The following is a 26,128-nucleotide window of genomic DNA, read 5'->3' on the forward strand; positions in this document are numbered from 1 at the left end:
CGTCGAGCGGCTGCTTTCTGGCATCCAAGGCGTGCGTGTCGTCACCGTCAATCATTGCTTGGTCGACATGCGGAAAGGCAAGTCGACCGATGGCGACGATCGCATCAGCACGTCGAGTGGGTCGCCCGAAAGCTGGGCGCCGGCAGCGATGCGGGCGCAGGGGTCGGCGGTCGACTGGAGCTTGCGCCACAAGTCGCCCGCCAACAGCGACGCCCCGGCGGTGGCCCAGGCCGCGGTCCCTACGAGCAATATGCCGCTGGGGTCCAGTTCGACCGTCGGGTGGCTGATCGTTCCGGTGATTTTCGCGACGCCGCTCGTCAGGCCTATCAAGCTGAATTGGAAGAGCTCGCGTCGCACCGCCCGGTACCCGAACAGGATCTCGCTCGTTTTCAGGTTCACCGCGCCACCGCCCAGGATGTCCAGATGCTTCAGGCGCAGCGCGACGCCGTCGCTCGAGGTGGCCACGCCGTCGGCGATGGTGAAGCGCGCAGCCGCACATTCGAGTTGGGCGTGGTCCGCCGCCCTGCGGCCGGGCACCAGCGTCAGGAGGAGGTTGCCGGCAATCCTCTCGAAGCCATAGCCCGAATTGATGGGCAATGTGCCCGCGCCGGCGGTCAGCAGGAACTCGCCGCGCCCGGCCGCGAGCATGTTGCGCAGCGTGGTACCGGCGCCGGCGAACTGCGCGCTGATCGACAGCGGCGGCCTGGCGGCCCCGCTCGGCGGCTCCACTCGCGCCGTATACAGCGCCTCCGTATTGACATTCTTGAGCGACAGACGCAACGCCGCACCAGGCACTTCCTGGCGCAAGTCGAGGCGCAGTTCCCCGCGCAGCTCGCCTTCGGCCGCTGCGGTCGACACCTCGATCAGTCCGTTCGTGAGCGTGCCATCGAGTTGCAGCTTCGCCAGGTCGTATCGATGCAAAAGGAGGCGCTCGGCTCGCAGCCGCAGCTGCGCGTCGCGTGAGAGCAGGGACGGCATGCGAATGGGCCGGTCCAGCAGCGGTGTCTCATTGGCCGTGGGTTCTTCCCACTGTGTGGCATCGATCAGTCTGGACGTGAGATCCGCCGACAGATCCGGCCGGTCGCGCCACCGAATTCGCAGCCGCCCCGCCGCATCCGACTTGCCGGCCTGCGCGCTGAGATCGTCAACGGCCGCCTCCCCGTCTCCCAGCGTGATCCGTCCCGAGGCGCTGACCGGGAGGGCAGGCAGGCGCGAAGCGGTGAACTTCCTCGCCGTCTGCGCCAGGTTGTCGATCTCGATCCGGGCGGCGAGCCGCGTGCCCGTGGGCGCCGCAAGGTTGCCCACGTTGCCCTCCAGGGTGGCGCGCGCGCCAGGCAGCGTCGCCTGCAACGCCAGCGGCACGTCACGCAGGCCGATCAGACGCTGCAGCGGCCCGCTGGTCGCAAGGACGTGGAGTGTGTCTCCTTCCAGCGCCGTGCGCAGATTCGCTTCCATCTTCGGCCACGCGGTCTCGGGGTTCAGCAGTTCGGCCAGCGGCCCGGCGACCACCGTCAGATCCATCGGCGCGCCGAGCGCATGGCCCACCGCGCTCGCGCGCACCGGGCCGCCCGGCTCAACCTCGATGTTCGCCTGCTGCACCTGGACCGGGGAGCGGTCGCGACCCACCGCAAGGGAGAAGGGAGCGGTGCGAACGGAAAGCTTCGCCTGCTTCATGAGTTCGCGCACGCTCGTACCCCGCGAGCCAAACAGGACTTGCAGTCCCTGGATCGCGCCGCTCGTCGTGTCCGGCCGATTCGGCGAGCGCAGCAGCGCCGCCACGTCGATGCGGTCGGCCCTCGCGTTGGCATCGACGCGCCATGCCCGCCCGCTCGCATCGAGCGAGACATGGCCCTGCACCGGCGCGTTGGCGACCGTGGCAGATGTCAGGTCGATGGCGAGCTTGCCGCCCCGCAGATGCGCGAGCGCAGCGACCTTGCCGATCGGCACCGGTGCGCCCGCAATGCGGGCAATGTCGACATCCAGCCTGGCATCGAACGCACGCAGCGGCGCCAGCGGCAGTGGGTCGTCGAATGCACTGCGCGGTCCTGGTTTCGCCACGCTGCCGCCGAGCTTGGCGAAGTCGAGCACCGCAATGCTCGCATGGCCATCGATCTGCGGCCGGCCATCGCGCCAGCGAAGCGTGCCGTCTCCCGTGACCACCGTGCCGGCCAGTGTGGCGGCAAGCGCTTCCAGCCGAACTGCGTCGTCGCGCCAGCGCACCCGGCCGGACAAATTGCTGGCCGGGACCGGCAGGCCGGTGATCGCTGCAATCCGCAGGGAAAGATCCGCGTCGACGCGCTGGAGCCACGCCGGCGCACCCGCACCGGAGGCGTCCCGTGGTCGTGACCCAGGGGCGGCCGATTCGAGCGCTTTGACATCGGGCTGATCCAAGTCCAACCGGCCGAGGTTCAGCGCCCCGCTGAGCAGCGCACGCGGCGCGCTTGCGTACGCGAGATCTCCTGACACCGCCGAGGCGAGCACCCGGCCACGGATGTTCCTGGCCGAATAGCCTTCCTTGGAATGCGTCACGTGCGCCGCGAGATCCACCGGCAAGGGTTGGCTCCGGTGCAGGCCCGCAAGCAGGCGCAGCGGCGCCAGCGCGTCGCCCCGGGCGGTCAGCGCCAGGTCGAAGTCCGTGGCTTCGGCCGCGGGCGTGATGCTTCCATCGGCGCTCAGCGTGAAGTCCGCAAGCTTGGCGCGCAGCGCGAGTGGCGCGACGCCATCGGTCTTTTGCAGCTCGAGCCATGGCGCGCTGCTGGCCTCGAGCGAGAACGCCGCTTCGCCGATCTTTCCCTCGACCGTCAGCCGCGTGTCCACGCTCGCGCCGAACTGAGCCTTGCCCGACCCGATCTCGAGGCGCGACGGCTGCATCGGCAGTCCATCGAGCGACAGGCTCAAGTCTTCGACCTGCAGGCTGCCTCGGCCGTAGCGAGTCTGCGCCGACAGGCGATAGGGGCCCCATCCCGGCAATGTCCGCCCCAGGACGCCGGACCACGCGTCGAGATGCTCGCCCGTCGCCTCGATGCCGAGTTCGACGCCCTCGAGCGATGCGATCGATGCCAATCGCACGTCGAGCGTGAGGGACGCCCCCTTCGGTCGCAGGCCGACGGACAGACGCCAGGGCTCGCCGTGGAGTGCAGCCTGCAGCGAGGCGTCGGCCTCCACCGTGACCTGCATCGGAGTTTCTCGATAGTCGGCAAGCGCTTGAACCCGAAACGGCACGCCGTCGCTGATCGTGGCCTCGGCGGTATCGACACGAACCTGCTCGACGGAGCCGCCGCCTGGCCGCCAGCCAATGCGTGCGTCGGTCAGCGACACGGTGCCGAAGTCAGGCAATGCCGCGCGCTGGGTGCCCCGATCGGGCGTGCCGAACGACCAATTGCCTTCGCCCTGCGCATTGCGCTCGAGCAGCAGGTCCACGCCCTCCAGGCGCACGGCGCGCATTTCGACCCGACCCTTCCACAGGGCGATGAGATCGAGGCGCGCCTCGCCGCTCGCAGCGGTCACGAAGTCCGGTCGCGATGCCCAGGGAGGGTTGGCGATGCGCAGATCGCGCACGGAAAAGGTCGGCCGCAAGGCAAGTTCGAACGACAGACTGCCTATCGACACCTCCCGACCCAGGACGGATGAAAGCTCTCGCTCCACGGCTCGCTTGTAGACCTCGGCGTCGAGTGTCTTCAGGAAGAGCATCACGCCGGCAGCCGCGGCAAGCAGCAGCCCTAGCGTCCACAGCAGCAACTTGGTTGTGCGTCGACGCCATGGCGACCCGGGTGTGGTCAGGGTTGGGTGATGAGAGGCGGGCAATCGGGTCGCGGGATGGATGACGAACGAAGTGCCGCCATCGTAGCGAAGGGAACGCGGGAGTTTCCGGATTTCTGCGCGCCCCCTCCCCCTACGCAGCGATTACCAACTCACTCGCGAACCCGTATCCGTCGCGCAAGTCGACGAGACCACGTTGCCCGCCGAGTCGATGACCTGACCGGCGATCGTGCTGGTGAAGCTGTTGCCATCGGCAGACAAGGTGCGGGTTCCCTTGGCCTTCTGCGTTCCGGCGAACGTGCCGTCGGGATTGAAGCGCATGAGCACCAGGGTAAAGCTGTAGCTGTCGCCGGGCTCGCGCTGCCAGGTTCCCAGTCCGGAGGTTCCGGTGGCAGCGGGGCGAGAGCTTTCGAACGACGCCGTGCCTCCGCTGTTGAACACGGACAACCCCTTGAGGCGGGTCAGCACGGCACCCGTGTGGCAGTCCTTGGCGGCGGCCGTCGACTCCCATACGCCGACGATGGGGTCCGTCGCGCCGACCGGATGGCCCCCGGCGCCTGCGGCGGCAAAGGCGTTCCCGAAACCGTCCCCGCCGCTGCACGTCTGGATCAGCATCATGGTCACGGCGACCGATGTGCTCACGAGGGTGAACGTGTAGAGGGCTTGGGGCCTGAGGCGCTTGAGGCGTTCGAGGAGCTTGACCATGACTGCCTCCAGGAGTTGAGGGCTGCCTGGCCGGCAACGCCGACCAGCGTCTTGCACCTTCGGCGCTTTCAGGCTCCTCGTCACGAAGCAATCCTTGAAAGATTCCTGAAAAAGGCCTGAAATTCAGCCATGTTCGACCCAGACGCCTACGAGTTCGGCGGGTTCGTGCTGCAACGGTCGCAGCAGCGGGTGCTGCGCGGCGACGGCACGGCGGTCGAGCTCACGCCGCGCCTGTTCAGCGCCCTCCTTTTCTTCGTCGAGCATCCCGGCGAGTTGCTCGACAAGGAGCGCCTGTTGCAGGCGCTCTGGCCTGGCCTGGTGGTCGAGGAAAACAACCTGAGCCAGGTCGTGGCGGGCTTGCGGCGGGCCCTGGGCGACGACACGCAGGGCAGCCGCTTCATCCAGACCGTGCCTCGGCGCGGGTTCCGCTTCGTTGCGCCCGTCGTCAGGCAGGCCGACGCCGACGCGACGAAGGTCGCTGCAAAGATCGAGGCGCTTGCGCCGGCGCCCGGTTCGCCTCCAGCGGATCCCGCGCGGCGCCGCCGATTGCGCCTGGCACTGGGGGCCGGCGCGGCGATCGCCTTGGGCGGCTCCGGTTGGTGGGCCTGGCACCGCCCGCCGCCCGAGCCAGCCTCCATCGCCACCCTCGCCGTCCTGCCTTTCAAACCGCTCGAAGCGACCAACCGGGACGAACTGCTGGAGGTCGGGATGGCCGACAGCCTGATCGCCAGGCTCTCCACCGTACCCGGGCTGGTCGTGCGCTCGACCGGTTCCGTGCTGCGCTATGCCGGCGCAGGCCAAGACCCGGTGCGTGCCGCGCGGGAACTCGAGGTGACCTGGATCGTCGACGGCTCGCTGCAGCGGCGCGGCGATCTGGTACGCGCCACCGCCCGCCTGCTGCACGCGTCCGATGGCGTCGCCGCCTGGAGCGGCGGATTCGACGAGACGTTCACGAGCGTTTTCGAAGTGCAGGATCAGATCTCGAATCGGGTGGTGCAGGCGTTGCTGCCGGTGCTGCACCCGCGAGTCGGCGCCGCCCCCCCACTGTCCGAGATCGGCGGCACGCGCGACATGGAGGCCTATCAGCTCTACGTGGCTGCCCGGTGGCAGGCTCGGGGTGGCCGCGCCGCCGAAATCGAGAAAGGCATCGCGCTGCTCAACCAGGCGCTCAGCATCGACCCCGCCTATGCGCTGGCTTGGGTGGAACTGGCCTATCTCTACCGCCGCAAGATATGGATCGCCGATGCATTGGCCTCGGAGGTTTTCGAGCCGGGCAACGCAGCGCTACGGCGTGCGCTTGCACTGGCCCCCGATCTGGCGGATGCCCATGCCGGCCTCGCCTTCAGCCGCCATTGGTTCGATTTCGACTGGCCTGGCGCCGAGCAGGCGTATCGCCGCGCGCTGACGTTCAACCCCAACACGGCGGCCGGCCATTGGGGCCTGGCAACCCTGCTCCTGAGCCAGGATCGCCTCGCCGAGGGCTTCGCGCATCAGCGCACGGCGCGGTCGCTCGACCCCATGTCCCCGATGTTCAACACGGTGGAAGGGAGTTGCTTGTTGGCCAACGGGCAGCTGGCAGAGGCTCGGGCGAGGCTGAACCGGTCGCTTGAAATTGCGCCGAACCTGTGGCTGACCCATCTGGCGATCGGCTTGCTGCACATGGCCGAGCAGCATCCGGACCAAGGCATTGCCGCCATCCGGCGGGCCGTGGCGCTGTCCGACGGCACCACCCGGCCCCGCTCCGTGCTGGGCGTGCAACTGGCACGTCTCGGCGAAACCGAAGAGACGCGACGGATCCTGATCCAGCTGCTTGCTGAATCGAAGACGCGGTACGTCACACCGACGTCGATCGCATCGCTGCACGCCGCGCTGGGTGAGGCGGCGCCGGCGCTCGCGGCACTGGAGCAGGGCTTCATGACGCGCGACACCCGAATGATCTTTTTGAAGGACGATCCGCACTGGACCCCCCTTCGATCGGAGCCACGCTTTGCGGCCCTCATGAAAACGCTCAAGCTGGATCGCTATGGGCCTGGCCTGGCGCCGATCTGATCGCGCTGAAGGCCGGGCCGTTCAAGCCTGAGCCTGTGGGGCATCTCCCATTCGATTCAGTATCCGTTCGGCATTGGCTCGCTCGGAGGCAGGGCCGCGAGCACCTTCTCGGCCTCCGAGAAAACGTCACCGATGTAGGCACCGGCCGGCCCTTGCGCAAATTGGTCAACCACCGCTTTGGCCGGCAGCACCATCGATGGGCTGCCGAGTTCGTGGCACCCGGACACGGCGAACGCGATGCAAACGAAAAACATCGCTGCGCGAGTTGCGCTGATGGGCTTCATGACGTTTCTCCCAGGGCTACACCGCGAGATTAGGTGATCGCCCTCGGCGCGTCGTCATCGGAAGAGATGACGAACCGAGCGAGGCTCCTATCACCCGGCGGCATCCGGACAAACCCTGCTTTCCGGCCCGGTTCTTGCAGTTCCAATCAAAAATGACCGAAAATTTCCCCACTGACTTAGTTTTGTAAATTAATTTACATCGGACGCGCCTTCCAAGGTGCACGAACCCACGCATGAGCACCAACGTCGACACCCCGGGCACCACCGTGGCCCAGCGCATTGCGCAGGCCTTGCCGCGACTGACCCGCTCGCACCGGCAAGTGGCCGACTACGTGCTCGAACACCCGCTGCAGGTCGCGACGCTGCCCATCGACGAACTCGCCGCCGCCGTGGGCGTGTCGATCGCCACGGCCAACCGTTTTGCTCGCGCGCTGGATTTCGATGGCTACGCCACCTTTCGCGCGGAGCTCGTCCGAGGCTTCGAGCCGCTCGTGGCGCCGGTGGAGCGATTGCGCGGCAACCTCGAGCGCCCCACCACCGTGGCCGAGGTGTTCGCCACCGCCCTCGACGAGAGTCGCCGCAACATCGAAGCCACGCGCCAGACGCTCGACTACGCCGCCTGCGACGCCGCGGTGCAGCGCATCGGCCGGGCGCGCTCGATCTACATCGCGGGCTTCGGCGCCAGCGGCTGGCTCGCGGGCCTGCTGCAGCACGGGCTCGACGGCAGCTGCAACGACGTTCGGATGCTGTCCAGCGTCAGCGGCGTCACGCATGCGGCGCGCACGTTGATGCATGCGGGGCCGCAGGACCTGTTCATCGGCCTGACCTTTCCGCGCTACCTCACCGACACCGTGGCGCTCGCACAGATCGCCAAGGGCCAGGGCTGCGCCGTGCTCGCGCTGACCGACCGGCCAAGCTCGCCACTCGCGCCGCTGGCCGACGTGGCGCTGTATTGCCAGACCGAAACCAGCTACCGCCCGAACTGCGAAACCAGCGTGCTCGCGCTGATCGAGGCCCTGACCAGCGCCGTCGCGCTGCGTGCGCCGGGCGCGGTGCAGTCCGCAAGCCGCGTCCTGCAGGCCGTGCGACCGTGGCTGCACGGTGCCAACGGCTTGCCGCGCGCCGAAACCGGCACGCACCGCGCCGGCCTGAACGGCGCGGCCGACGAGGCCGACACCCGCAAGCAAAAGAACAAATCTTCCCGATGAAACTCCCCGGCATTCCCGTCATCGCCATTCACGGCGGCGCAGGCACCATCAGCGCAGCCACCACCAACGCCACGCAGGCTCAGGGCTACCACGACGCCCTGCAGAACATCACGCGCGCCGCGCAGGCGATGCTGCTCGAGGGCGCATCCGCCATGGACGCCGTGTGCCTCGCGGTCGAGATGCTCGAAGACTGCCCGCTCTTCAACGCCGGTCACGGCGCGGTGTTCACGCACGACGAAACGCACGAGCTCGATGCTGCCGTGATGGACGGCACCACGCTCGCCGCCGGCGCGATTGCCGGCGTCTGCCGCATCCGCCGCCCGGTGCATGCCGCGCGCGCCGTGCTCGAAGACGGCGCCCACGTGCTGCTGGCCGGTGCGGGCGCCGAAGTCTTCGCGCGTGAACACGGGCTGGACATGGTCGAGCCTTCGTTCTTCTCCACCGAGGCGCGCCGCCAACAGCTCTACCGTGTACGCGACACCGGCCGCGTGGTCGTGGACCACGAGGGCGCGGCCATGACGCCACCGCTCGACGAAGACCGCAAGTTCGGCACCGTGGGCGCCGTGGCGCTCGACATGCACGGCCACCTGGCGGCAGCCACCTCGACCGGCGGCATGACCAACAAGCGCGTCGGCCGCATCGGCGACACGCCGCTCATCGGCTCCGGCACCTACGCAGACGACCGCACCGCGGCCGTCTCGTGCACCGGCAGCGGCGAGACGTTCATCCGCGTTGCCGCGGCCTACGACGTCTGCGCCCGCATGGCTTACGGCGGCGCAACGCTCGAAGCCGCCACGCACGCCGTCGTGCAGCAGTCGCTGCCGGCCATCGGCGGCAGCGGCGGGCTGATCGCCGTCGACCGCCACGGCAACCTGAGCCTCGCCTTCAACACCGAAGGCATGTACCGCGGCCACGCCCGCGGCGATGAAGCGCCGGTCACGGCCATCTTCGCCTGACGCACACGCCCTCTTCCCCTCGCACTCGCATGTCCACCCCTGCCCTCGCCCTCCCGGACGGTCGCGTTCTCGCCGTCGACGACCTCACCGTGCGCTTCTCGACTTCCGAGCGCACCGTCGATGCCGTCAAGAATCTGTCCTTCCACGTCGACCATGGCGAAACGCTCGCGGTGGTGGGCGAATCAGGCTCGGGCAAGTCGGTCACCTCGCTCGCGCTGATGCGGCTGGTGGAACATGGCGGCGGCCGCATACTCGGCGGCCGCATGGCGTTTCGCCGCCGCAATGGCGAGGTGCTCGACCTGGCGCAGGCGCGCGACGGCACGATGCGCGGCATTCGCGGCGCAGACATCGCGATGATCTTCCAGGAGCCGATGACCTCGCTGAACCCGGTGTTCACTGCCGGGGATCAGATTGCCGAGGCCATCCGCATCCACCAGGGCAAGAGCAATTCGGCCGCGCGCGCCGAAGCGCTGCGCATGCTGGAGCTGGTGCGCATTCCCGAAGCGCGCAACGTGCTCGACCGCTTTCCGCACCAGCTCTCGGGCGGCATGCGCCAGCGCGTGATGATCGCGATGGCGCTGTCGTGCAAGCCGCAGCTGCTGATCGCCGACGAGCCCACCACCGCGCTCGACGTGACCATCCAGGCGCAGATCCTCCAGCTCATCCGCGAGCTGCAGAAGGAGATGCGCATGGGCGTGCTCTTCATCACGCACGACATGGGCGTGGTGGCCGAGATTGCCGACCGCGTGCTCGTCATGTACCGCGGCGACAAGGTGGAAGCGGGCACCTCGGACGCCGTGTTCGCGGCGCCCCGGCACCCCTACACGAAGGCCCTGCTGTCGGCGGTGCCGAAGCTGGGCGCGATGCAGGGCACCGATCTCCCGGCCAAATTCGAGCTGCTTCGCACCGAGGGCAGGCCCGAGACCGTGCCGTGCACCAACACCACGCCGCAGACCACCGTGCGCGAAGAGGCCGGCCCGATCCTTCGCGTGCGCGATCTGGTCACGCGCTTCGACGTGCGCAGCGGCATTTTCGGCCGCGTGAAGCGCCGCGTGCATGCGGTGGAAAAGATCAGCTTCGATCTCTACCCCGGCGAGACGCTGGCATTGGTGGGCGAATCGGGCTGCGGCAAATCGACCACCGGTCGTTCGCTGCTGCGCCTGGTCGAGAGCCAGAGCGGCGCGATCGAGTTCGGCGGGAAGAACATCCGCGAGCTGCCCACGCGCGAACTCCAGGCCCTGCGCCGCAACATCCAGTTCATCTTCCAGGATCCGTTCGCCTCGCTCGATCCGCGCGTCACGGTCGGTTTCTCGATCATGGAGCCGCTGCTGATCCACGGCATCGCCAAAGGCGCCGAGGCCCAGCAGCGCGTCGACTGGCTGCTGCGGAAGGTCGGCCTGCCGCCCGAGGTGGCACAGCGCTATCCGCACGAGTTCTCGGGCGGCCAGCGTCAACGCATTGCGATTGCACGTGCGCTCGCGCTCAACCCCAAGGTGGTGGTGGCGGACGAATCGGTGTCGGCGCTCGACGTGTCGATCCAGGCACAGATCGTCAACCTCATGCTTGATCTGCAGCGCGAGCTGGGCGTGGCCTTCCTGTTCATCTCTCACGACATGGCCGTGGTCGAACGCATCAGCCACCGCGTGGCCGTGATGTACCTGGGCCAGATCGTCGAGATCGGCCCGCGCCGCGCGGTGTTCGAGGCGCCGCAGCACGCCTACACCCGCAAGCTGATGGCGGCCGTGCCGGTGGCCGATCCGTCGCGCCGCCACAAGCCGCACGCATTGCTCGAAGGCGAGATCCCGAGCCCGATCCGCGCCGTCGGCGACGAGCCCGACGTGCCGCCGCTGGTGCAGGTCGCACCCGGCCATTTCGTTGCCCGCCACGCCATCGGCGGGGCCTTTTGATTTTTGACGCCATCGGCGGCGCTTTCTGATTTTTCATCCCGCAGGCCCTCCTGCTTTCTTTCCACGAACCGACCGGAGTTCTTCCATGAAGCAATCCTCTTCCTCCCTGCGATGGGCATCCGCACTGCTGGGCCTGGCCGCGTTGGCCGCATCGGGCACAGCACTCGCCGCGCGCGACGTGGTGCTGTCGATCGGCTACCAGCCGGAAACGCTGGACCCGTACAACACCAACACCACCATCACCACGGCGGTGACAAAGACCTTCTATGAAGGCCTGTTCCAGTTCGACAAGGACCTGAAGGTGCAGAACGTGCTCGCCGAGAGCTACGACGTGTCGAAGGACGGCCTGGTCTACACCATCAAGCTGCGCACCGGCGTGAAGTTCCACGACGGCACCGACTTCAACGCCGAGGCCGTGAAGGTCACGCTCGAGCGCGTGCTGAACCAGGACAACAAGCTGCTGCGCTACAACCAGTTCAACCGCGTGGGCAAGGTCGAGGCGGTGAACGCCAGCACCGTGCGCATCACGCTGAAGGAGCCCTTCGGCCCCTTCATCAACTCGCTGGCCCACGCCTCGGCTGCCATGATCTCGCCCACCGCGCTGCAGAAGTGGGGCAACAAGGACATCGCCTTCCATCCCGTGGGCACCGGCCCCTTCGAATTCGTCGAGTGGAAGCAGACCGATGCCGTCAAGGCCAAGAAGTTCGACGGCTACTGGAAGAAGGGCTACCCGAAGATCGACAACCTCTCGTGGAAGCCGGTGCTCGAGAACAACACGCGCGCCGCGATGCTGCAGACCGGCGAGGCCGACTTCGCCTTCCCCATTCCCTACGAGCAGGCCGAGCTGCTGAAGAAGAGCGACAAGCTCGAAGTGGTGGCGTCGCCCTCGATCATCACGCGCTTCCTGGCTTTCAACATGCTGCAGAAGCCGTATGACAACCCGAAGGTGCGCGAGGCGATCGGCTACGCCATCAACAAGGAAGCGCTCGCCAAGGTCGCCTTCGGCGGCTATGCCTTCCCCGCGCAGGGCGTGATGCCGCAGGGCGTGAAGTTCGCCGAGAAGATGGCCCCGATTCCGTACGACGTAAAGAAGGCCAAGGAGCTGCTGAAGGAAGCCGGCTACCCGGACGGCTTCGAGTCGGTGCTGTGGAGTGCCTACAACAACACGACCAGCCAGAAGACCATCCAGTTCGTGCAGCAGCAGCTCGCACAGGTGGGCATCAAGCTGCAGGTGCTGGCGCTCGAAGTGGGCCAGCGCACGGAGCAGGTCGATGCCTGGCCCGATCCCAAGACGGCCAAGGTCCGCATGTACTACACGGGCTGGTCTTCGTCCACGGGTGAGGCCGATTGGGGCCTGCGCCCGCTGTTCGCCTCCGAGTCGTGGGCGCCGAAGCTCAACAACATGTCGTTCTACAAGAGCGACGTGGTGGACGCCGCGATCGCCAAGGCGCTGATCACCGTGGACGACAAGGAAAAGGCCGCGCTCTACAAGACCGCGCAAGACGAAATCCGCAAGGACCTGCCGCGCGTGCCGCTGGTCACGGAGCAGAACCTGTCGGCGCACTCGAAGCGTCTGTCGGGCGTGTTCGTGATGCCTGACGCCAACATCAACATCGACGCGATTTCCGTGTCGAACTGATCGCAGGTCCTTCGTTCTCTGACTGACTGTCCGGTGGGCGGCAACGCTTGCTGCCGCCCGCTCGCGACACCCGCACCCCATGCTGAATTACTTTCTCAAACGACTGTTGGGCCTGATCCCCACACTGCTCATCGTGGCGGTGCTGGTGTTCCTGTTCGTCCACATGCTGCCCGGCGACCCGGCGCGCCTTGCCGCCGGCCAGGACGCCGACGAGCAGACCGTGGCCGTGGTGCGCCAGGACCTGGGCCTCGACAAGCCGCTGCCTCAGCAGTTCGCGAGCTTCTTCACCCGCATGCTGCAAGGCGACTTCGGCACCTCGATCCGCACGCGGCGGCCGGTGTCGACGGAGATCGCCGAGCGCTTCTTCCCGACGGTGATGCTGACCATCACCAGCATGACGTGGGCGGTGATTTTCGGCATGGGCATCGGCATCGTCTCTGCCGTGTTCCGCAACCAATGGCCCGACCGGCTGGGCATGACGCTGGCCGTGTCGGGCATCTCCTTTCCTGCATTTGCACTCGGCATGCTGCTGATGCAGATCTTCTCGGTCCAGCTCGGCTGGCTGCCCACGGTGGGCGCCGCCACCTGGCAGCACTACATCCTGCCCTCGATCACGCTGGGTGCGGCGGTGGCCGCCGTGATGGCGCGCTTCACGCGCGCGTCTTTTGTCGAGGTGATCCAGGAAGACTTCGTGCGCACCGCGCGCGCCAAGGGCGTGCGCGAGCGCACCGTCATCATCAAGCACTGCCTGCGCAACGCGCTGATTCCGGTCGTCACGATGATGGGCCTGCAGTTCGGCTTTCTCCTGGGCGGCTCGATCCTGGTCGAGGCGGTCTTCAACTGGCCCGGCCTCGGCCGCCTGCTGGTCGATGCCGTGCAGATGCGCGACTACCCGGTCATCCAGACGCTGGTGCTGCTGTTCTCGCTCGAATTCATCCTGATCAACCTGGTGGTCGATGTGCTCTATGGCTTCATCAACCCCACCATCCGCTACAAGTGAGCAAGCAGCCATGACGCAAGCTATCGGCGTGCCTGCCGAATCCATCGTTCCTCTCTCCCCCGTCGCCGCGGTGCAAAGCGCGGGCAAGGTCCGCACGCCCTGGGGCGAATGCTGGCGCCGCTTCAAGAAGCAGCCCGTGGGCATCGTCGCGGCGATCTTCGTCCTGCTGCTGGTGTTCATCGCGGTGTTCGCACCGTGGGTCGCGCCCTTCGACGCGGAGAACTTCTTCGACTACGACATGCTGAACAGCGGGCCTTCGGCCACGCACTGGTTCGGCGTCGACCCGCTGGGGCGCGATATCTTCAGCCGCATCCTGATGGGCACGCGCATCTCGCTGGCCGCCGGCTTCCTGTCGGTGCTGGTGGGCGGCTTCATCGGCACGGCCTTCGGCCTGCTCGCGGGCTACTACGAAGGCTGGTGGGACCGCATCGTGATGCGCATCTCGGACGTGCTGTTCGCCTTCCCCGGCATCCTGCTGGCGCTGGGCGTTGTCGCCATCCTGGGCAGCAGCATGACCAACGTGGTGGTGGCGGTGTCGGTGTTCAGCGTGCCGGCCTTCGCGCGCCTCGTGCGCGGCAACACGCTGGTGCTGAAGCAGCAGACCTACATCGAGGCCGAGCGCAGCATCGGCGCGTCGGACTGGACCATCATCGTGCGGCACATCCTGCCAGGCACCATCTCGTCGATCGTCGTGTACTTCTCGATGCGCGTGGGCACCTCGATCATCACGGCCGCCAGCCTGTCGTTCCTCGGCATGGGGGCGCAGCCGCCGACGCCCGAGTGGGGCGCGATGCTCAACGAGGCCCGCGCCGACATGGTCACCTCGCCGCATGTGGCGCTGTTCCCGAGTCTGGCCATCTTCTTCACCGTGCTGGCCTTCAACCTGCTGGGCGACGCACTGCGCGATGCGCTCGATCCGAAGATCGACCGGCAGTAGTTCTTTCTTCATGTCATCCACTCCCCTGCCCCGCATCGGCAACCTGCTCCAGGGCGCGCGCAACGCCATCACCGACGTCGAAGGCGTCACGGTCGGTCATCAGACGCTGGACGACGGCGACGTGCAGACCGGCGTAACGGTCGTGCGGCCGCACGCCGGCGATCCGTTCCGCGACAAGGTGCCGGCGGCCGCCGTGGTGCTCAACGGCTTCGGCAAGAGCGTGGGCCTGGTGCAGCTGGCCGAGCTCGGCGTGCTGGAGACGCCGATTGCGCTGACCAACACCTTCTCGGTCGGCACGGTGGCCACGGCGCAGATCCGCCATTGCGTGGCAGCCAATCCCGAGAGCGGCCGGTCGCTGCCCACGGTCAATCCGCTGGTCTTCGAGTGCAACGACGGTTTTCTCAACGACATCCAGCGGTTGGCGGTCACCGAAGCCGACTACCTGCACGCACTGGCCAGCGCCGATGACGAATTCGCGCAAGGCTCGGTCGGCGCCGGACGCGGCATGTCGAGCTTTCAGCTCAAGGGTGGCATCGGCAGCGCCTCGCGGCGCGTGTCGGCAGCCGATGGCGGGCTGCACACGGTGGGCGCGCTGGTACTGGCCAACTACGGGCGCCAGCCGCAGATGGTGCTTGCCGGTCACGCGGTCGGCGAACGACTGGCGGCGCAAAGTCCGGCTGTGCCCGAAGAACCGGAAAAGGGCTCGATCATCATCGTCGTCGCCACCGATGCGCCGCTCGATGCGCGTCAGTTGCGCCGGCTGGCGCTGCGCGCGGGCGCCGGGCTGGCGCGCACCGGTTCGGTCTTCGGCCATGGCAGCGGCGACATCGTGCTGGCCTTCTCCACCGCCTACACGGTGCCGGACCGGGTCGATCGCCCGATGCCGGCCATGGCGATGGTGCATGACGGGTTGCTGGACGGCCTCTTCCAGGCGGCAGCCGACAGCACGGAGCAGGCCATCCTGCACGCGCTCTGGCGCGCCACGCCCGTGACGGGCCGCGATGGCAACCACCGGGCGGCACTCGGCGAGCTGCTGCCTCCCTCTTGCCTTTCCTCCTTCGCGCAATTGCGCGTTCCCACATGAAAGTCCTGATCTCCACCGACATCGAAGGCGTCGCAGGCGTCTACCACTCGGAGCAGACCCGCCCCGGCAACCCGGAGTTCGAACGCGCCCGCCTGCTGATGACGCAGGAAGCCAATGCCGCGATCGCCGGCGCCTTCGACGCCGGCGCCACCGAGGTGCTGGTCAACGACTCGCACGGCGGCTTTCGCAACATGCCGCCCGACGTGCTCGACCCACGCGCCCGCGTCGTGCAGGGCAAGCCGCGCTACCTGAGCATGGTGGCGGGCGTCGAGGAAGGCGTGGACGCGGTCTGCATGGTCGGCTACCACTCGCGCGCCCAGGGACGCGGCATCCTCGCGCACACGATCAACAGCTTTGCCTTTGCCGGCATCTGGCTGGCCGATCAGGAGCTGGGCGAGGCCGGGCTCTACGGCGCCTTGGCCGGCGAATACGGCGTGCCGGTCGTGATGGGCAGCGGGGACGATGTGTTCATCGCCGAGAACCGGCCGATCTTTCCGCATGCCACTTTCGTGCAGACCAAGCGGGCCACGGGCTTCCACAGCGGCGTGTCGCTCTCGCCCGAACAGTCGCGCCAGGCGATCCGTGCCGGCGTGGCGCAGGCGCTGGCTGCGCGCTCCCATGCCAGCCCACTGGTCTTCAAGGGACCGCAGGTGGTCACGCTGCGCACCCAGTCGCCTTCGCTGGCCGACCTGTTCTGCCAGTGGCCCGCGTTCGAGCGCCTCGACGGCGCCACCCTGCGTTTCACCGCCGACACGGTGGAAGCGGCGGTGCGCATGCTGAACTGCTGTTCAGCCATGTCGTCGATGCTGCGCTGATCGCGTCTGGTCATGGGGAATGACGAACTGCACCTGTTTCGTGCCCCGATCTAGGATTCAGGGCGCTGCCTGTCCATCAAGGTGTTCGATGGCAGCGTCTCGTCCAGCAGCTTGCGCGCCGTCTCCACGCCGGCCACCGGCAGCCGCGCCGCATCGAGCAGCCCGATCTGCACCAGCACACTGGCCTGGTCCCAGTAGATGTGCTCGTGGTAGAGCTTGTCGCCGCGGAACTTGACCACCGCCAGCAGCGGTATCTCGACCCGCTTGCCCGTCGGCGCCACACCCGGCAGCATCCACGGAATCTCGGTGGTGTGCGTGAAGCAGAACAGCATCTCGTCGACCACCTGCGACGCGCCCACGGTGCGCGAGATCGGCACCAGCGAGGTATCGGGCGGATTGCTGTTGACGAAGTGGTTCGAGTAGAAGTGGTGCAGCGCCTTGTAGCCCACGCCGCCGGTCATGGTCGGGATGTGGTTGACGTAGGGCTCGGCCACCATCGTGCCCATCGTGTCGTCGACGTTGCGCGTCGCAAACTCGTACTCGCAGTGCTTGTCCCACAGCGCGGCCAGGTCGTAGTGCGGGCCGATGGCGCTCTTCAGCGCGGCGATGCTGCGCTCGTGCGCCATCAGCGCCGAGGCCCGGTGGTAGTGCTCGCCGCCCACCCGCGCAAACGCATGGTCGACACCGGGGTACACATGCACCTCGACGTTCGGCCGGCCGCGCAGCGCATTCACGATGCGCTCGCGTGCCTCGGGCGGGCAGAAGCCGTCGAGCTCCGCCACATGCAGCGCGAGCCGGCAGCGGATGCGGTCGGCCTCATCCAGCGCGGCGTCGATGCCCACGCCGTAGTAGCCGACGGCCACGTCCGCATCGGTGCGGCAGGCCGCCAGGTAGGCCAGCTTGCCGCCCAGGCAGAAGCCGAGCACGCCGACCTTGGCGTCCTGCACTTCGGGCCGCCCGCGCAACGCGGTGATCGAGGCCTGCATGTCCTCCATGCCGCGGGCCTCGTCGAAGCCCTGGTAGAGCGCAAAGGCACGCTGCCAGTCGTCCGGCGAATAGCCGAGCTCGACATCGGGCTGCTGGCGCCAGAACAGGTCGGGCACGAGCACGACGTAGCCTTCCTCGGCGTAGTAGTCGGCCACGTCGCGCATGGTCTGGTTCACGCCGAAGATTTCCTGCGCGAGCACCAGGCCGGGCCCGCTGCCCGAGCGCGGCACGGCGAGGTAGCCGTTGAAGCTTCCGCTGCCGTCGGTGGCCTCGATGCGGATGTGGCGCGGGGAGGTGGCTGTCTTGTCCTGCATGTGATGTGCTCCGTTCAATGGGTCGATGGGGGTGCGGGCCGCGCGCTCATGGCACGCATTCCGGATGTCGCGTCGTCACCTGGTAGTAGCCCGAATGAAAGACCAGCGGCTCGCCGTCGAAGCGATCGTAGCGCTCGACCTCGCCGATGAAGATGAGGTGGTCGCCGCCGTCGTACTGTCGCACGTTGCGGCAGGTGAAGCGAGCGATGACGCCATTCAGCAGGGGCACGCCAGCGGTTCCGTCGCAGCAGTCCACGCCGCCGAACTTGTCGGCCTGCGGCGTCGAGAACTGTCGCGACAGGTGATGCTGGTGCGCCGCCAGCACGTTGATCGCGAAATGGCTGGCGCCGGTGAAGTCGGCCACGCTCGGCGCCTGCCGGGCCAGGCTCCACAGCACCAGCGGCGGGTCCAGCGAGACCGACGAGAACGAGTTGGCGGTCATGCCCACGCGGCGGCCGTCGAGGGCCCGGGTCGTAATGACGGTCACGCCGGTGGTGAACTGGCCGAGCGCCTTGCGGAAGTCGCGCCGGTCGAAGCGGTCGGCCGCCGCCTCGCGCGCCTTGGCCTCCAGAAAGCGGTCGGCCTCGACGGCATCGAACCACCAGGGCGCGAAGCCACGCGGGTCGTCGAAGCCGTTGACGAGGGTGCTGGCGACCGCGGGCGTGTGGGTGGCGCTCTGCAGCAGCTTCTGCACGTGCGGCTTCGGCGGCGCGAGCAGGCTGTTGGTCCAGTCGGTGGCCCAGCGGGCATAGCCTTCCCAGTAGCGGTCGAAGGTCTGCTGCATCCACCCGGCGTCGAACGGCGCATCGCCGTGTTCGAGGATCCGCTTCAGGTAGATGTCGGCGGACTTGGCCGCGTTGTTGGAGCCCTGGCCGGTGATCGGGTCGTTGAGCACCACCGCGTCGGCCAGGCCCAGCACGCGGCGGCCCGAGGGCAACGTGGCTATGGGCTTGCGCACCGTCGGTGCGAAGCGCCCCGCCAGGATGCCGTGGTCGTCGGTCAGCGCGATGTCGCCGCAGCGCTCGGCTTCCCAGGGCAGGAAGGTGTCGAGGATCCACTTGCTGCGCGCCAGGTGCTCCTGCGGCGTCTTCACGTCGGCCCAGCAATCCATCGGGCCGCCGGGCACGCCTTCGAACACCATGATCTCGCACGGCCCCGTGGTGGTCAGCGCCGGGAACACGAAGTATTCGCCCACGCCGGGGATCAGGTTGAAGCACACCCGCGCATACGGCAGGGCGGGCTTCATGCCCTTCACATAGGTGAGCGCCAGGGCGCGCTGGGGCTGGTGGAACGGCGAGCGTTCCGCGTCGCGCTCGAACAATTGCGAGATCTCGCCCTTGCCGCTGGCGACGACCACGAGCTCGTGCGTTGCCGCGCAGGCTTCCAGCTCGGCCAACCCCACGTCCTGCACCACCAGCCGGCCGCCGCGCTGCTCGAACTCCGCCATCCAGGCGGGGATCTTGAGCCGCTGGTCAACCGACTGCGCGGGCCCGTCGAGCTTCGCGCTCCATTCGATGGCCTTGCTGCCCTCCGGGCTGCGCACCACCATGCCGATGCCCTCCACGGAGGGACATTCGGCCGCCCACCAGTCCAGCGCCAGCTCGCGCTCGGTCTGCAGCGCGGTCTCGAACATGCACTGGCTGGACATCACCGGGCCCTCGAAGATTTCCTGCCCGGTACGGTTCGAGAACACCGTCACCTCGTGGCCCGCGCGCTGCAGGCCGAGCGCGAGCTGCATGCCGGACTGTCCGGCGCCGACGATGGCCACGCGTCGCTTCATACGATGCCTCGGCCTTAAGCGACGGCGGCGCAGGTTTCGATGTAGCGGTCGGCCTCCGCGGGGTCGACGAACCACGGGAAGAAGGTGCGCGGATCGTCGAAGCCGTTGGCGATGGCGCTGGCCAGCGGCGGGATCGCGCCGGCGCTCCCCAGCAGCTTGAGCACATGGGGCGGCGGCGGCGCGAGCAGCATGTTGGTCCACTGCGCGACCCACTGCGCATAGCCGAACCAGTAGCGGTCGAAGGTCTGCTGCATCCAGGCCGCATCGGCCACACCGTCGCCGCGCGCGAGGATGCTCTTCAGGTAGGTGTCGGCGCACTTGGCCGCGTTGTTGGAGCCTTGGCCTGTGATCGGGTCGTTCAGCACCACCACGTCGGCCAGGCCCAGCACCTTGCGCCCGGAAGGCAAGGTCGCCACCGGCTTGCGCACCGTCGGCGCGAAGCGGCCCGCGAGGATGCCGTTGTCGTCGGTCAGTTCGACGTCGCGGCAGCGCTCGGCCTCCCAGGGCGTGAAGGTGTCGAGGATCCACTTGCTGCGCGCGAGGTGCTCCTGCGGGGTCTTCACGTCGGCCCAGCAGTCCATCGGGCCGCCGGGCACGCCTTCGAACACCATGATCTCGCAGGGCCCCGTGGTGGTCAGCGCCGGGAACACGAAGTACTCGCCCACGCCGGGGATGAGGTTGAAGCACACGGCGGAGAACGGCTCGCGCGGCGTCATTCCGTTCACGTAGGTCAGTGCCAGTGCGCGCTGCGGCTGGTCGTAGGTGGACTTGTGGGCGTCGCGCTCGAAGAGCTTCGAGATCTCGCCCTTGCCGCTGGCGACCAGCGTGAGGTCGTGGCTCTGGGTGCAGGCCTCCAGCTCGTCGATGCCCGCGTCCTTGAGGATGAGTTCGCCGCCCTTCTTCTGGAACGCGTCCATCCAGGCCGGGATCTTCACGCGCTGGTCGACCGACTGCGCGCTCGAATTCAGCCGCGCGGCCCAGTCGATGGCCTTGGCGCCCTTCAGCTCGGGATGGGGCACGGCCAGCCCGATGCCGTCCACCGTGGGGCAATCGCGCCCCCACTGGTCCAGGCCCAGGTCGCGCTCGATCTGCAGCGAGGTGTGGAACATGCACTGGCTCGACATGACCTTGCCGCGGCGGATGTCCTCCCCCGTCCGGTTGCTGAACAGCGTGACCTCGTAGCCTGCCGCGAGCAGGCCGAGCCCCAATTGCAGGCCCGACTGGCCCGCGCCGACGATGGCGATGCGTTTCATTGCTTGCTCCTTGATCTGGTTAGTCCATCAACTTGGGAATGGCGGGCACGGCCTGCTCGGGGCCCATGGCGGAGTAACCGCCGTCCACCGCGTAATCGGAGCCGGTCACGAAACTGGCATGGTCCGAACACAGGAACAGCACCACCTGCGCCACTTCGTCCGGATCGCCGACACGCCCGAGCAGATGGAAGGGCGCGGCCACGCGGTCGGTCTTGGCCCGGTCGCCGCCGCTGAGCCGGTCCATCACCGCCGACCAGGTCCAGCCCGGCGACACGCTGTTGACGCGGATGCGGTCCGGCGCCAGGTCCATCGCCATGTTGCGGGTGAGCTGCGCCATCGCGGCCTTGCTCACCGGATAGAGCCAGCGCCCCGTCTGCGCCACGCGCGACGAGATGCTCGTGAAATTGACCACCGCCCCGCCTCCGGCCGCGACCATGTGCGGATGCACGGCCTGCAGCATGGCCACGGCGCTCGCCACGTTGACGTTGAACGAGGTGAGCCAGTCGGCGCGCGGCGACTTGAAGCCGTCGTCCACGTAGGAGCAGGCCAGGTTGACCAGGAAGTGCACGCCACCGTGCCGCGCGGCCGCTTCCGCCACGCACGCCTGCACCTGGGCGTCGTCGGTGATGTCGGTGCGCACGAAGCGCACGCCGGCGCCGAGCGAATCCGCCAGCGGCTGGCCGTGGTCGGCGTCGATGTCGGCGATGACGACCTTGACGCCGGCCGCATGCAACGCACGCACCACGCCGGCGCCTATCAGTGTGGAGCCACCGGTGACGATGGCGCTCTTGCCTTCGAGTCCCTTGAACATGACGTTTGCTCTCCTCGGTTGATCGGGCAGGCCGGGTTGGCCTGTGGGGCGAACGTTAGGGGCAAGCGGGGCGCTGGCGGATCCCGGAAACGCAGGCGCTGTCCCTGGCGCGCAGCTTTCATCAAAGGGCTGGCCCGAATTGTGGGCGGGGATGGATTTTGCTACGGTGACCGACCCGATGGAAACCGCCACGACCTCACGGCTGCCGCTGCAGCGCTACCGACTGTTCGAGAGCCACGACATGGACGAGGCGCGCGAGAGCGTGGCCCGCGTGTTCTGCCCGCACGGCCTGGTCATGCTGCGGCCTCGCACCGAGCTCGACGCTTGCCACCACAGCGCGCGCCTGTATCGGGATGTGAGCCTCAATTACGTGCAGTACGGCCCGGGCGTGCAGATCGACCCCGGCTACCTGCAGGATTTCTTTTTGTTGCAAATTCCGTTGCGCGGCGGCGCCGAGATCCGCTGCGGCGCGCAGCAGGTGGATGCGACCCCCACCCTCGCGTCTCTGCCCTCGCCCACCGAGCCGCTGTCGATGCGCTGGGCCGACGACAGTCCGCACCTGATCGTGCGGCTGGCCCGTTCGGCGCTGCTCTCGCGGCTCGAATCCCTGCTGCAGGCGCCCGTGCGGCAGCACCTGGTGTTCGACCTCGGCGTGCCGCTGGACAACCCCGCGCTGGCGCCGCTGGTGCACTTCATCGACTACCTGCGGCTCACGCTCGACGCCGGCAACGCGCTGCAGTCCGGCGGCCGCCTCGCCGAGCATGCCGAGGAGTACCTGATGTCGAGCCTGCTCCTGTCGGCTGGCCACAGCTATTCGCGCGCCCTGGCCGGCGAAGCGCAGCGCAGCCTGCTGCCGCGCGTGGTCCGCAAGGCACAGGAGTACATGGCGGCGCATGCTGAGCAGCCGCTGTCGCTGGCCGACGTGTGCCGCGAGGTCGGCTGCAGCGCGCGCGCCCTGCAACTGGCGTTTCGCCAGCATGCGGGCCAGGGGCCGATGGAGTTCCTGCGCGAACTCCGGCTCGACAAGGTGCGGGCCGAACTATTGGCGTCCGCCAGCGTCGCCGGGAGCGGTGTGCGCGAGGTGGCGCAGAAGTACGGGTTTCTGCACCTGGGGCACTTCGCGGCGCAGTACCGCGCGCGGTTTGGGGAGCGGCCGTCGGAGACGCGGGGATCGCGGGGCTGCTGACGACCCACTGAATTCAGCAGCGCGCCTCAATCCCGGTCCGGCGCTCCCAGGGGGAAGAGCGGCCGCAGTGGCCGTGCCTCCTCCACCGCCCGGGCGAAGGACGGACGGGCAAGCAAGCGCGCGCGGTAGGCGCGCAGCACCGGATACGCCTCGGAAATCCGGTGCGTCCAGTCGGCGTAGAACAGCGAGGGCGCGGCCGCGCAGTCCGCCAGCGTGAAGTCCGCACCGGCGGCCCAGGTCCTGCCGGCCAGCTGCCCTTCGAGCCAGGCGTAGGCGAGTTCCAGCTTTTCCGCGGCAAACGCCAATCCTTCCTGGCGCTTCACCGGGTCGCCCGTCAGCGCACCGCCGACCGCATGCTGCACCACGTTCATGACATGCAGGTCGAAGAAGCGGTCGAGAAAGCGCACGTCCAGCGCGGCCATCGGATCCGCAGGCAGAAGGCGCACCGGCCCGGGATGCGCGAGCTGCAGGTACTCGATGATGATGCTGGTCTCGACGACGCTGCGATCGTCGTCCACCAGCAGCGGGAACTTGCGCAGCGGCCAACGGCGCAGCCACTCGGCCGAATGCTCCGGCGTATCCGGCCCGAGGCAGCGGAATTCGAAGGACGTGCCGTTCTCATACAGCGCGATGAGCACTTTCTGCGTGTACGAGGAGAAGGGATGGCCGTAGAGCGCGAGCGACATGGTGGAATCTCCTTGTTCATACTACTTGTATTGTGCAAGTGGTCGAATCCTACTCATGCCACTTGCATAATGCAAGTACTAATCCAAGGAGAGTCGCCGTGACGCAAACAGGACGATCAGGCTGCCCGATCAACCTGACGCTCGAACAGCTCGGCGACCGCTGGAGCCTGATCGTCATCCGCGACCTCATGTTCGGGAACAGGCGCAGCTATGGCGAACTGCTTGCGCAGAGCGAGGAAGGCATCGCCTCGAACATCCTCGCAGACCGGCTGAAGCGCTTGACCGACTCCGGCCTGCTGACGCGACGCCCCGATCCGAACCACCGGCAGAAGGGGATCTACAGCCTCACGGAATCGTCCATTCAGCTCCTGCCCCTGCTCGCGCACATGGGCGCATGGGGCCGCCGGCACACGCGTCCGAGCAAGGAACTGTCGGTGCGCGCGGAGCTGCTGGAAAAGGGCGGCGCTCCCCTTTGGAATGCCTTCATGGACGAGCTGCGCCACCTGCACCTCGGCGCACCGCGTCCGGCGCGCTCGGTGTTCAGCGAGTTGCAGGCCGCCTACGAGAAGGCACTCGCGCGCCCTGCTCCGATCGTCGGGCTTTCAGTTGCCGGGTAGGCGATAAGCAAACTCGTAGAAGTGCGTGCCCTCTGCGATCACGATCTTGAACTCGCCCTCGATACCGGTCAGTTCTTGCGTTCCAGAGTCGGGAACGACGGTCACGGACAGGGAGGGGACGCCGCGGCTCATGATGCCCGTGTGCTGCAGCACGAACGAGCCGCGTTTTCCCGCCAGAACGCCGGTGACCCTCTCGATGGCCACGTAGCCAGCCGAACCCTTGATGCTCGTCCCTGCGCTCAGCATCTGTCCCTGGGTGGTGGCTTCAAGATCACCGGAGATCCGCTTGTTGATCGACATGCGGCCCAGCAGCTTCGGCTCGGCGTCCTCACCTTCGAACGGCATGGATTGGAGTGAGACGACGAACGTACCTTTGGCGATTTTGGTCATGGAGATTTCTTGAGCGCACGATTCACCCAGTTGGGCACGCAGGCCGCCCCTTCAGGTTTGGAAGAAATTACTAGAGCACCCTGCAGTTGCCGAACTCGCACCGGATCGCGATCGCGCGGCCGTCGCTGCAGGGCACGCTGTAGGTCTCGAAGCCGGGGCCCTTGGCAGTGAGGCTTGCCAAGGGCTGGGCGGCGCAGGCCCGGTTCTTGGCGAGCTTCTCGGCGTTGTAGGTGTCCCGGCCGGTGGGCCTGGATGCACGCACGTAGGGAACCGGGGCAGCTGGCGCGGGCGCGACGCCGGCCACAGCTTGCGGGCCGTACTCGGCCATCGGCGTGTCCGGTGCTGCGCATCCTGCAAGCAGTGCGATCGCGGCAAATGAACAAACGATCAGACGCATCGTCGACTCCTCGTTGCTTGGGCGAATCGTAGGGCAATGTGCGCAAACACGCGAGATCGAACTCTCGGCGGTATCTCGGCAACAGGACGCGGCAGGAGCGGAGCGCCTTCGACGCTTGCCGCAAGTTCGAGCGGATGTGAAAAAAGACCGCGGCCAGCGCAGTGGCGGACGCGAGCGTCACGCAACCATCACAATCAAGGTGTAGGCTGAGGGCAGATGGTCCGCTGGCGCTGGTAGAGGACGCTTCGGCACCCGCCCATGGAGGGCGGTTCCTCGATGCCGGCGGCCGTCGCCACTTTCGCTCAACGATGAGCACGAGCCCCCCAGCAGCCACCAGAAGACTCCGGAGTTCAATCTGGAAAGGCTTTCGTTGGGTTGCTTGGGTCGCGCCGCCGAGGGCCGTGACCCGGCTCAAAAGCGGAACTAAGCCACGACCCTCCGGTTTTCCTTCGGCTGTCTCCGGGTAGCGCCTCCGTCCCGGCTACATTCGGCCAAAGGTCCCGCATCCCCGCAGCCGCCACGAGTCGCGCGATGCCCGTTGAAGAACCCGCCTCGAGCGCGAACCCATGGGAGAAGCTGGCTGCGGATGCCAAGACCGCGGGGCGCGCCGTACCGCACGGCGCTCGTACTTTCAGATCCTGCCCTAGAGGGTGAATGAGAAGGAAGGTGAGAACGGCCATGCAAACCCCAGACCTCGAAACAGTTGTGAGGGTCAGAGTTGCGCTACAGCAGGTCATCTCGGCGCGCGAGCATGGCGTCCAGGCTGTTCCGTACTTCGCTCCCACCAACATCGGCGTGCTTTCTCCCGACGAACAGGAGAAAGAGTCGAACGTGAAGGAAGAGACCGACTACGGGAATCGCGTGCGCGCTGGCATCCATCTGACACTGTCCGCGGCGGTTGCAGCGCTGGATGTTGCAGAAGCGCTCATGAAGGATTTTGCGACTGTGGACCCAAGGGATCGGAAGCGCCAACTGGTTCGATGCTCGCTGGATGCCCGCGTTGCCAGGGACGCCGCAGCTGAAGCCGCCGCAGTCTTGTCGGGGCAGCAGGCCCCCAAATCGGATGCGATGGTGGAGATCAAGCGGCTGAAGACGGCACTCTTTCAGCGATTCGGGATGGGCAAGTAAAAAACTGGCGAGCAGGAGGAATGAACATGACAGAGCCAGGAAATCTCGAAAATGAAGAGCTGCTCAACCGAGCCCATCAGCTGCGCCTGCTGGCTTTGCGCGGTCATTCCGAGTCGGGCAAGCGTGCTCGGCTTCACGAGGTCGAGGTGCGCCGACGCTTCGGTGTTGCCACCACGCTGAGCGCCCCACTCGAATCGTCGCCTTCGCGCCGCCGTCCGTTCTGGCGAATCTGGTGA

Annotated in this window: 23 protein-coding genes and 1 pseudogene; 13 read left to right on the plus strand and 11 right to left on the minus strand. The window is 67.4% G+C overall.

Annotated features, from left to right (window positions below; translation table 11 throughout):
- Positions 1–51: 51 nt before the first annotated feature.
- Positions 52–3,804, minus strand: a complete 3,753-nt coding sequence (locus AC1D2O_RS28150) for an AsmA family protein (RefSeq protein ID WP_478090337.1) — start codon at positions 3,802–3,804, stop codon at positions 52–54.
- Between the two features lie 99 nt (positions 3,805–3,903).
- Positions 3,904–4,464, minus strand: coding sequence for a hypothetical protein (locus tag AC1D2O_RS28155; RefSeq protein WP_478094019.1), 561 nt, complete (start codon positions 4,462–4,464; stop codon positions 3,904–3,906).
- Between the two features lie 129 nt (positions 4,465–4,593).
- Here AC1D2O_RS28155 and AC1D2O_RS28160 point away from each other — a divergent pair, with 129 nt between their 5' ends.
- Positions 4,594–6,513 (plus strand): winged helix-turn-helix domain-containing protein, encoded by a 1,920-nt coding sequence (locus AC1D2O_RS28160; RefSeq protein ID WP_478094017.1) that lies wholly within the window; start codon positions 4,594–4,596, stop codon positions 6,511–6,513.
- 56 nt (positions 6,514–6,569) lie between these two features.
- Here AC1D2O_RS28160 and AC1D2O_RS28165 read toward each other — a convergent pair whose 3' ends face one another.
- Positions 6,570–6,797 carry a hypothetical protein gene (locus tag AC1D2O_RS28165; RefSeq protein WP_478094015.1) on the minus strand — a complete coding sequence of 76 codons (228 nt, stop codon included), beginning with the start codon at positions 6,795–6,797 and terminating at the stop codon, positions 6,570–6,572.
- A gap of 233 nt (positions 6,798–7,030) precedes the next feature.
- Here AC1D2O_RS28165 and AC1D2O_RS28170 point away from each other — a divergent pair, with 233 nt between their 5' ends.
- From AC1D2O_RS28170 to AC1D2O_RS28205, 8 genes are all read left to right on the plus strand, one after another.
- The gene (locus AC1D2O_RS28170; protein WP_478158257.1) at positions 7,031–8,005 is read left to right on the plus strand and encodes a MurR/RpiR family transcriptional regulator; all 975 of its coding nucleotides are present in this window, start codon (positions 7,031–7,033) and stop codon (positions 8,003–8,005) included.
- Positions 8,002–8,961: an isoaspartyl peptidase/L-asparaginase family protein gene (locus tag AC1D2O_RS28175; protein WP_478094440.1), complete on the plus strand. Its 960-nt coding sequence runs from the start codon at positions 8,002–8,004 to the stop codon at positions 8,959–8,961. Before AC1D2O_RS28170 ends, AC1D2O_RS28175 begins: the two co-directional genes overlap by 4 nt.
- A 29-nt stretch (positions 8,962–8,990) precedes the next feature.
- The gene (locus tag AC1D2O_RS28180; protein ID WP_478158258.1) at positions 8,991–10,868 is read left to right on the plus strand and encodes a dipeptide ABC transporter ATP-binding protein; all 1,878 of its coding nucleotides are present in this window, start codon (positions 8,991–8,993) and stop codon (positions 10,866–10,868) included.
- Positions 10,869–10,953: 85 nt separating this feature from the next.
- Positions 10,954–12,507 carry a glutathione ABC transporter substrate-binding protein GsiB gene (gsiB, locus tag AC1D2O_RS28185; RefSeq protein ID WP_478158259.1) on the plus strand — a complete coding sequence of 518 codons (1,554 nt, stop codon included), beginning with the start codon at positions 10,954–10,956 and terminating at the stop codon, positions 12,505–12,507.
- Positions 12,508–12,586: 79 nt separating this feature from the next.
- Positions 12,587–13,507, plus strand: coding sequence for a glutathione ABC transporter permease GsiC (gene gsiC, locus AC1D2O_RS28190; protein WP_478091188.1), 921 nt, complete (start codon positions 12,587–12,589; stop codon positions 13,505–13,507).
- A 10-nt stretch (positions 13,508–13,517) separates the two neighbouring features.
- Complete coding sequence (gene gsiD, locus AC1D2O_RS28195) at positions 13,518–14,444, plus strand: glutathione ABC transporter permease GsiD (protein WP_478091189.1); 927 nt, start codon at positions 13,518–13,520, stop codon at positions 14,442–14,444.
- Between the two features lie 10 nt (positions 14,445–14,454).
- A complete protein-coding gene (locus tag AC1D2O_RS28200) occupies positions 14,455–15,528 on the plus strand; it encodes a P1 family peptidase (RefSeq protein WP_478091190.1) in 1,074 nt (357 codons plus the stop codon).
- Complete coding sequence (locus tag AC1D2O_RS28205; RefSeq protein WP_478091191.1) at positions 15,525–16,343, plus strand: M55 family metallopeptidase; 819 nt, start codon at positions 15,525–15,527, stop codon at positions 16,341–16,343. Before AC1D2O_RS28200 ends, AC1D2O_RS28205 begins: the two co-directional genes overlap by 4 nt.
- 50 nt (positions 16,344–16,393) lie before the next feature.
- Here AC1D2O_RS28205 and AC1D2O_RS28210 read toward each other — a convergent pair whose 3' ends face one another.
- The 5 genes and pseudogenes from AC1D2O_RS28210 to AC1D2O_RS28230 form a co-directional block, all read right to left on the minus strand.
- Positions 16,394–17,644, minus strand: coding sequence for a dienelactone hydrolase family protein (locus tag AC1D2O_RS28210; RefSeq protein ID WP_478091192.1), 1,251 nt, complete (start codon positions 17,642–17,644; stop codon positions 16,394–16,396).
- Positions 17,645–17,690: 46 nt separating this feature from the next.
- Positions 17,691–18,215, minus strand: a complete 525-nt coding sequence (locus AC1D2O_RS28215) for a flavin reductase family protein (protein WP_478091193.1) — start codon at positions 18,213–18,215, stop codon at positions 17,691–17,693.
- Positions 18,189–19,424: pseudogene (locus AC1D2O_RS28220) on the minus strand (styrene monooxygenase/indole monooxygenase family protein); the annotation flags it as partial. The gene AC1D2O_RS28215 and the pseudogene AC1D2O_RS28220, both read right to left, overlap by 27 nt.
- A 14-nt stretch (positions 19,425–19,438) precedes the next feature.
- Positions 19,439–20,677, minus strand: a complete 1,239-nt coding sequence (locus AC1D2O_RS28225; protein ID WP_478091953.1) for a styrene monooxygenase/indole monooxygenase family protein — start codon at positions 20,675–20,677, stop codon at positions 19,439–19,441.
- Between the two features lie 19 nt (positions 20,678–20,696).
- On the minus strand, positions 20,697–21,488 hold the full coding sequence (locus AC1D2O_RS28230) for an SDR family oxidoreductase (RefSeq protein ID WP_478091951.1): 792 nt from the start codon (positions 21,486–21,488) through the stop codon (positions 20,697–20,699).
- 178 nt (positions 21,489–21,666) lie between these two features.
- On the opposite strand from AC1D2O_RS28230, the gene AC1D2O_RS28235 reads away from it, so the two are divergent.
- Positions 21,667–22,674, plus strand: a complete 1,008-nt coding sequence (locus AC1D2O_RS28235) for an AraC family transcriptional regulator (RefSeq protein WP_478091955.1) — start codon at positions 21,667–21,669, stop codon at positions 22,672–22,674.
- 26 nt (positions 22,675–22,700) lie between these two features.
- On the opposite strand, the gene AC1D2O_RS28240 is transcribed toward AC1D2O_RS28235, so the two are convergent.
- Positions 22,701–23,360, minus strand: a complete 660-nt coding sequence (locus tag AC1D2O_RS28240) for a glutathione S-transferase family protein (RefSeq protein WP_478158260.1) — start codon at positions 23,358–23,360, stop codon at positions 22,701–22,703.
- Positions 23,361–23,458: 98 nt separating this feature from the next.
- Between AC1D2O_RS28240 and AC1D2O_RS28245 the strand changes: the two genes are divergently transcribed.
- The gene (locus AC1D2O_RS28245; protein WP_478091948.1) at positions 23,459–23,977 is read left to right on the plus strand and encodes a winged helix-turn-helix transcriptional regulator; all 519 of its coding nucleotides are present in this window, start codon (positions 23,459–23,461) and stop codon (positions 23,975–23,977) included.
- On the opposite strand, the gene AC1D2O_RS28250 is transcribed toward AC1D2O_RS28245, so the two are convergent.
- Together AC1D2O_RS28250 and AC1D2O_RS28255 are read right to left on the minus strand one after the other, a co-directional pair.
- Complete coding sequence (locus tag AC1D2O_RS28250; protein WP_478158261.1) at positions 23,963–24,367, minus strand: DUF3224 domain-containing protein; 405 nt, start codon at positions 24,365–24,367, stop codon at positions 23,963–23,965. The genes AC1D2O_RS28245 and AC1D2O_RS28250 overlap by 15 nt on opposite strands.
- A gap of 70 nt (positions 24,368–24,437) precedes the next feature.
- On the minus strand, positions 24,438–24,764 hold the full coding sequence (locus AC1D2O_RS28255; protein ID WP_478091944.1) for a hypothetical protein: 327 nt from the start codon (positions 24,762–24,764) through the stop codon (positions 24,438–24,440).
- A 678-nt stretch (positions 24,765–25,442) separates the two neighbouring features.
- Between AC1D2O_RS28255 and AC1D2O_RS28260 the strand changes: the two genes are divergently transcribed.
- Both AC1D2O_RS28260 and AC1D2O_RS28265 read left to right on the plus strand, forming a co-directional pair.
- On the plus strand, positions 25,443–25,892 hold the full coding sequence (locus AC1D2O_RS28260) for a hypothetical protein (protein WP_478091943.1): 450 nt from the start codon (positions 25,443–25,445) through the stop codon (positions 25,890–25,892).
- A 20-nt stretch (positions 25,893–25,912) separates the two neighbouring features.
- A complete protein-coding gene (locus tag AC1D2O_RS28265) occupies positions 25,913–26,128 on the plus strand; it encodes a hypothetical protein (RefSeq protein ID WP_478158262.1) in 216 nt (71 codons plus the stop codon).

This window comes from Variovorax sp. P1_G12, assembly GCF_056405555.1.

Bases quoted from the DNA above. Each gene is read 5' to 3' on its own strand.
- AC1D2O_RS28155 (WP_478094019.1), bottom strand. From the start codon at position 4,464: ATGGTCAAGCTCCTCGAACGCCTCAAGCGCCTCAGGCCCCAAGCCCTC.
- AC1D2O_RS28160 (WP_478094017.1), top strand. From the start codon at position 4,594: ATGTTCGACCCAGACGCCTACGAGTTCGGCGGGTTCGTGCTGCAACGG.
- AC1D2O_RS28165 (WP_478094015.1), bottom strand. From the start codon at position 6,797: ATGAAGCCCATCAGCGCAACTCGCGCAGCGATGTTTTTCGTTTGCATC.
- AC1D2O_RS28170 (WP_478158257.1), top strand. From the start codon at position 7,031: ATGAGCACCAACGTCGACACCCCGGGCACCACCGTGGCCCAGCGCATT.
- AC1D2O_RS28175 (WP_478094440.1), top strand. From the start codon at position 8,002: ATGAAACTCCCCGGCATTCCCGTCATCGCCATTCACGGCGGCGCAGGC.
- AC1D2O_RS28180 (WP_478158258.1), top strand. From the start codon at position 8,991: ATGTCCACCCCTGCCCTCGCCCTCCCGGACGGTCGCGTTCTCGCCGTC.
- gsiB (WP_478158259.1), top strand. From the start codon at position 10,954: ATGAAGCAATCCTCTTCCTCCCTGCGATGGGCATCCGCACTGCTGGGC.
- gsiC (WP_478091188.1), top strand. From the start codon at position 12,587: ATGCTGAATTACTTTCTCAAACGACTGTTGGGCCTGATCCCCACACTG.
- gsiD (WP_478091189.1), top strand. From the start codon at position 13,518: ATGACGCAAGCTATCGGCGTGCCTGCCGAATCCATCGTTCCTCTCTCC.
- AC1D2O_RS28200 (WP_478091190.1), top strand. From the start codon at position 14,455: ATGTCATCCACTCCCCTGCCCCGCATCGGCAACCTGCTCCAGGGCGCG.
- AC1D2O_RS28205 (WP_478091191.1), top strand. From the start codon at position 15,525: ATGAAAGTCCTGATCTCCACCGACATCGAAGGCGTCGCAGGCGTCTAC.
- AC1D2O_RS28210 (WP_478091192.1), bottom strand. From the start codon at position 17,644: ATGCAGGACAAGACAGCCACCTCCCCGCGCCACATCCGCATCGAGGCC.
- AC1D2O_RS28225 (WP_478091953.1), bottom strand. From the start codon at position 20,677: ATGAAACGCATCGCCATCGTCGGCGCGGGCCAGTCGGGCCTGCAATTG.
- AC1D2O_RS28230 (WP_478091951.1), bottom strand. From the start codon at position 21,488: ATGTTCAAGGGACTCGAAGGCAAGAGCGCCATCGTCACCGGTGGCTCC.
- AC1D2O_RS28235 (WP_478091955.1), top strand. From the start codon at position 21,667: ATGGAAACCGCCACGACCTCACGGCTGCCGCTGCAGCGCTACCGACTG.
- AC1D2O_RS28240 (WP_478158260.1), bottom strand. From the start codon at position 23,360: ATGTCGCTCGCGCTCTACGGCCATCCCTTCTCCTCGTACACGCAGAAA.
- AC1D2O_RS28250 (WP_478158261.1), bottom strand. From the start codon at position 24,367: ATGACCAAAATCGCCAAAGGTACGTTCGTCGTCTCACTCCAATCCATG.
- AC1D2O_RS28255 (WP_478091944.1), bottom strand. From the start codon at position 24,764: ATGCGTCTGATCGTTTGTTCATTTGCCGCGATCGCACTGCTTGCAGGA.
- AC1D2O_RS28260 (WP_478091943.1), top strand. From the start codon at position 25,443: ATGCAAACCCCAGACCTCGAAACAGTTGTGAGGGTCAGAGTTGCGCTA.
- AC1D2O_RS28265 (WP_478158262.1), top strand. From the start codon at position 25,913: ATGAACATGACAGAGCCAGGAAATCTCGAAAATGAAGAGCTGCTCAAC.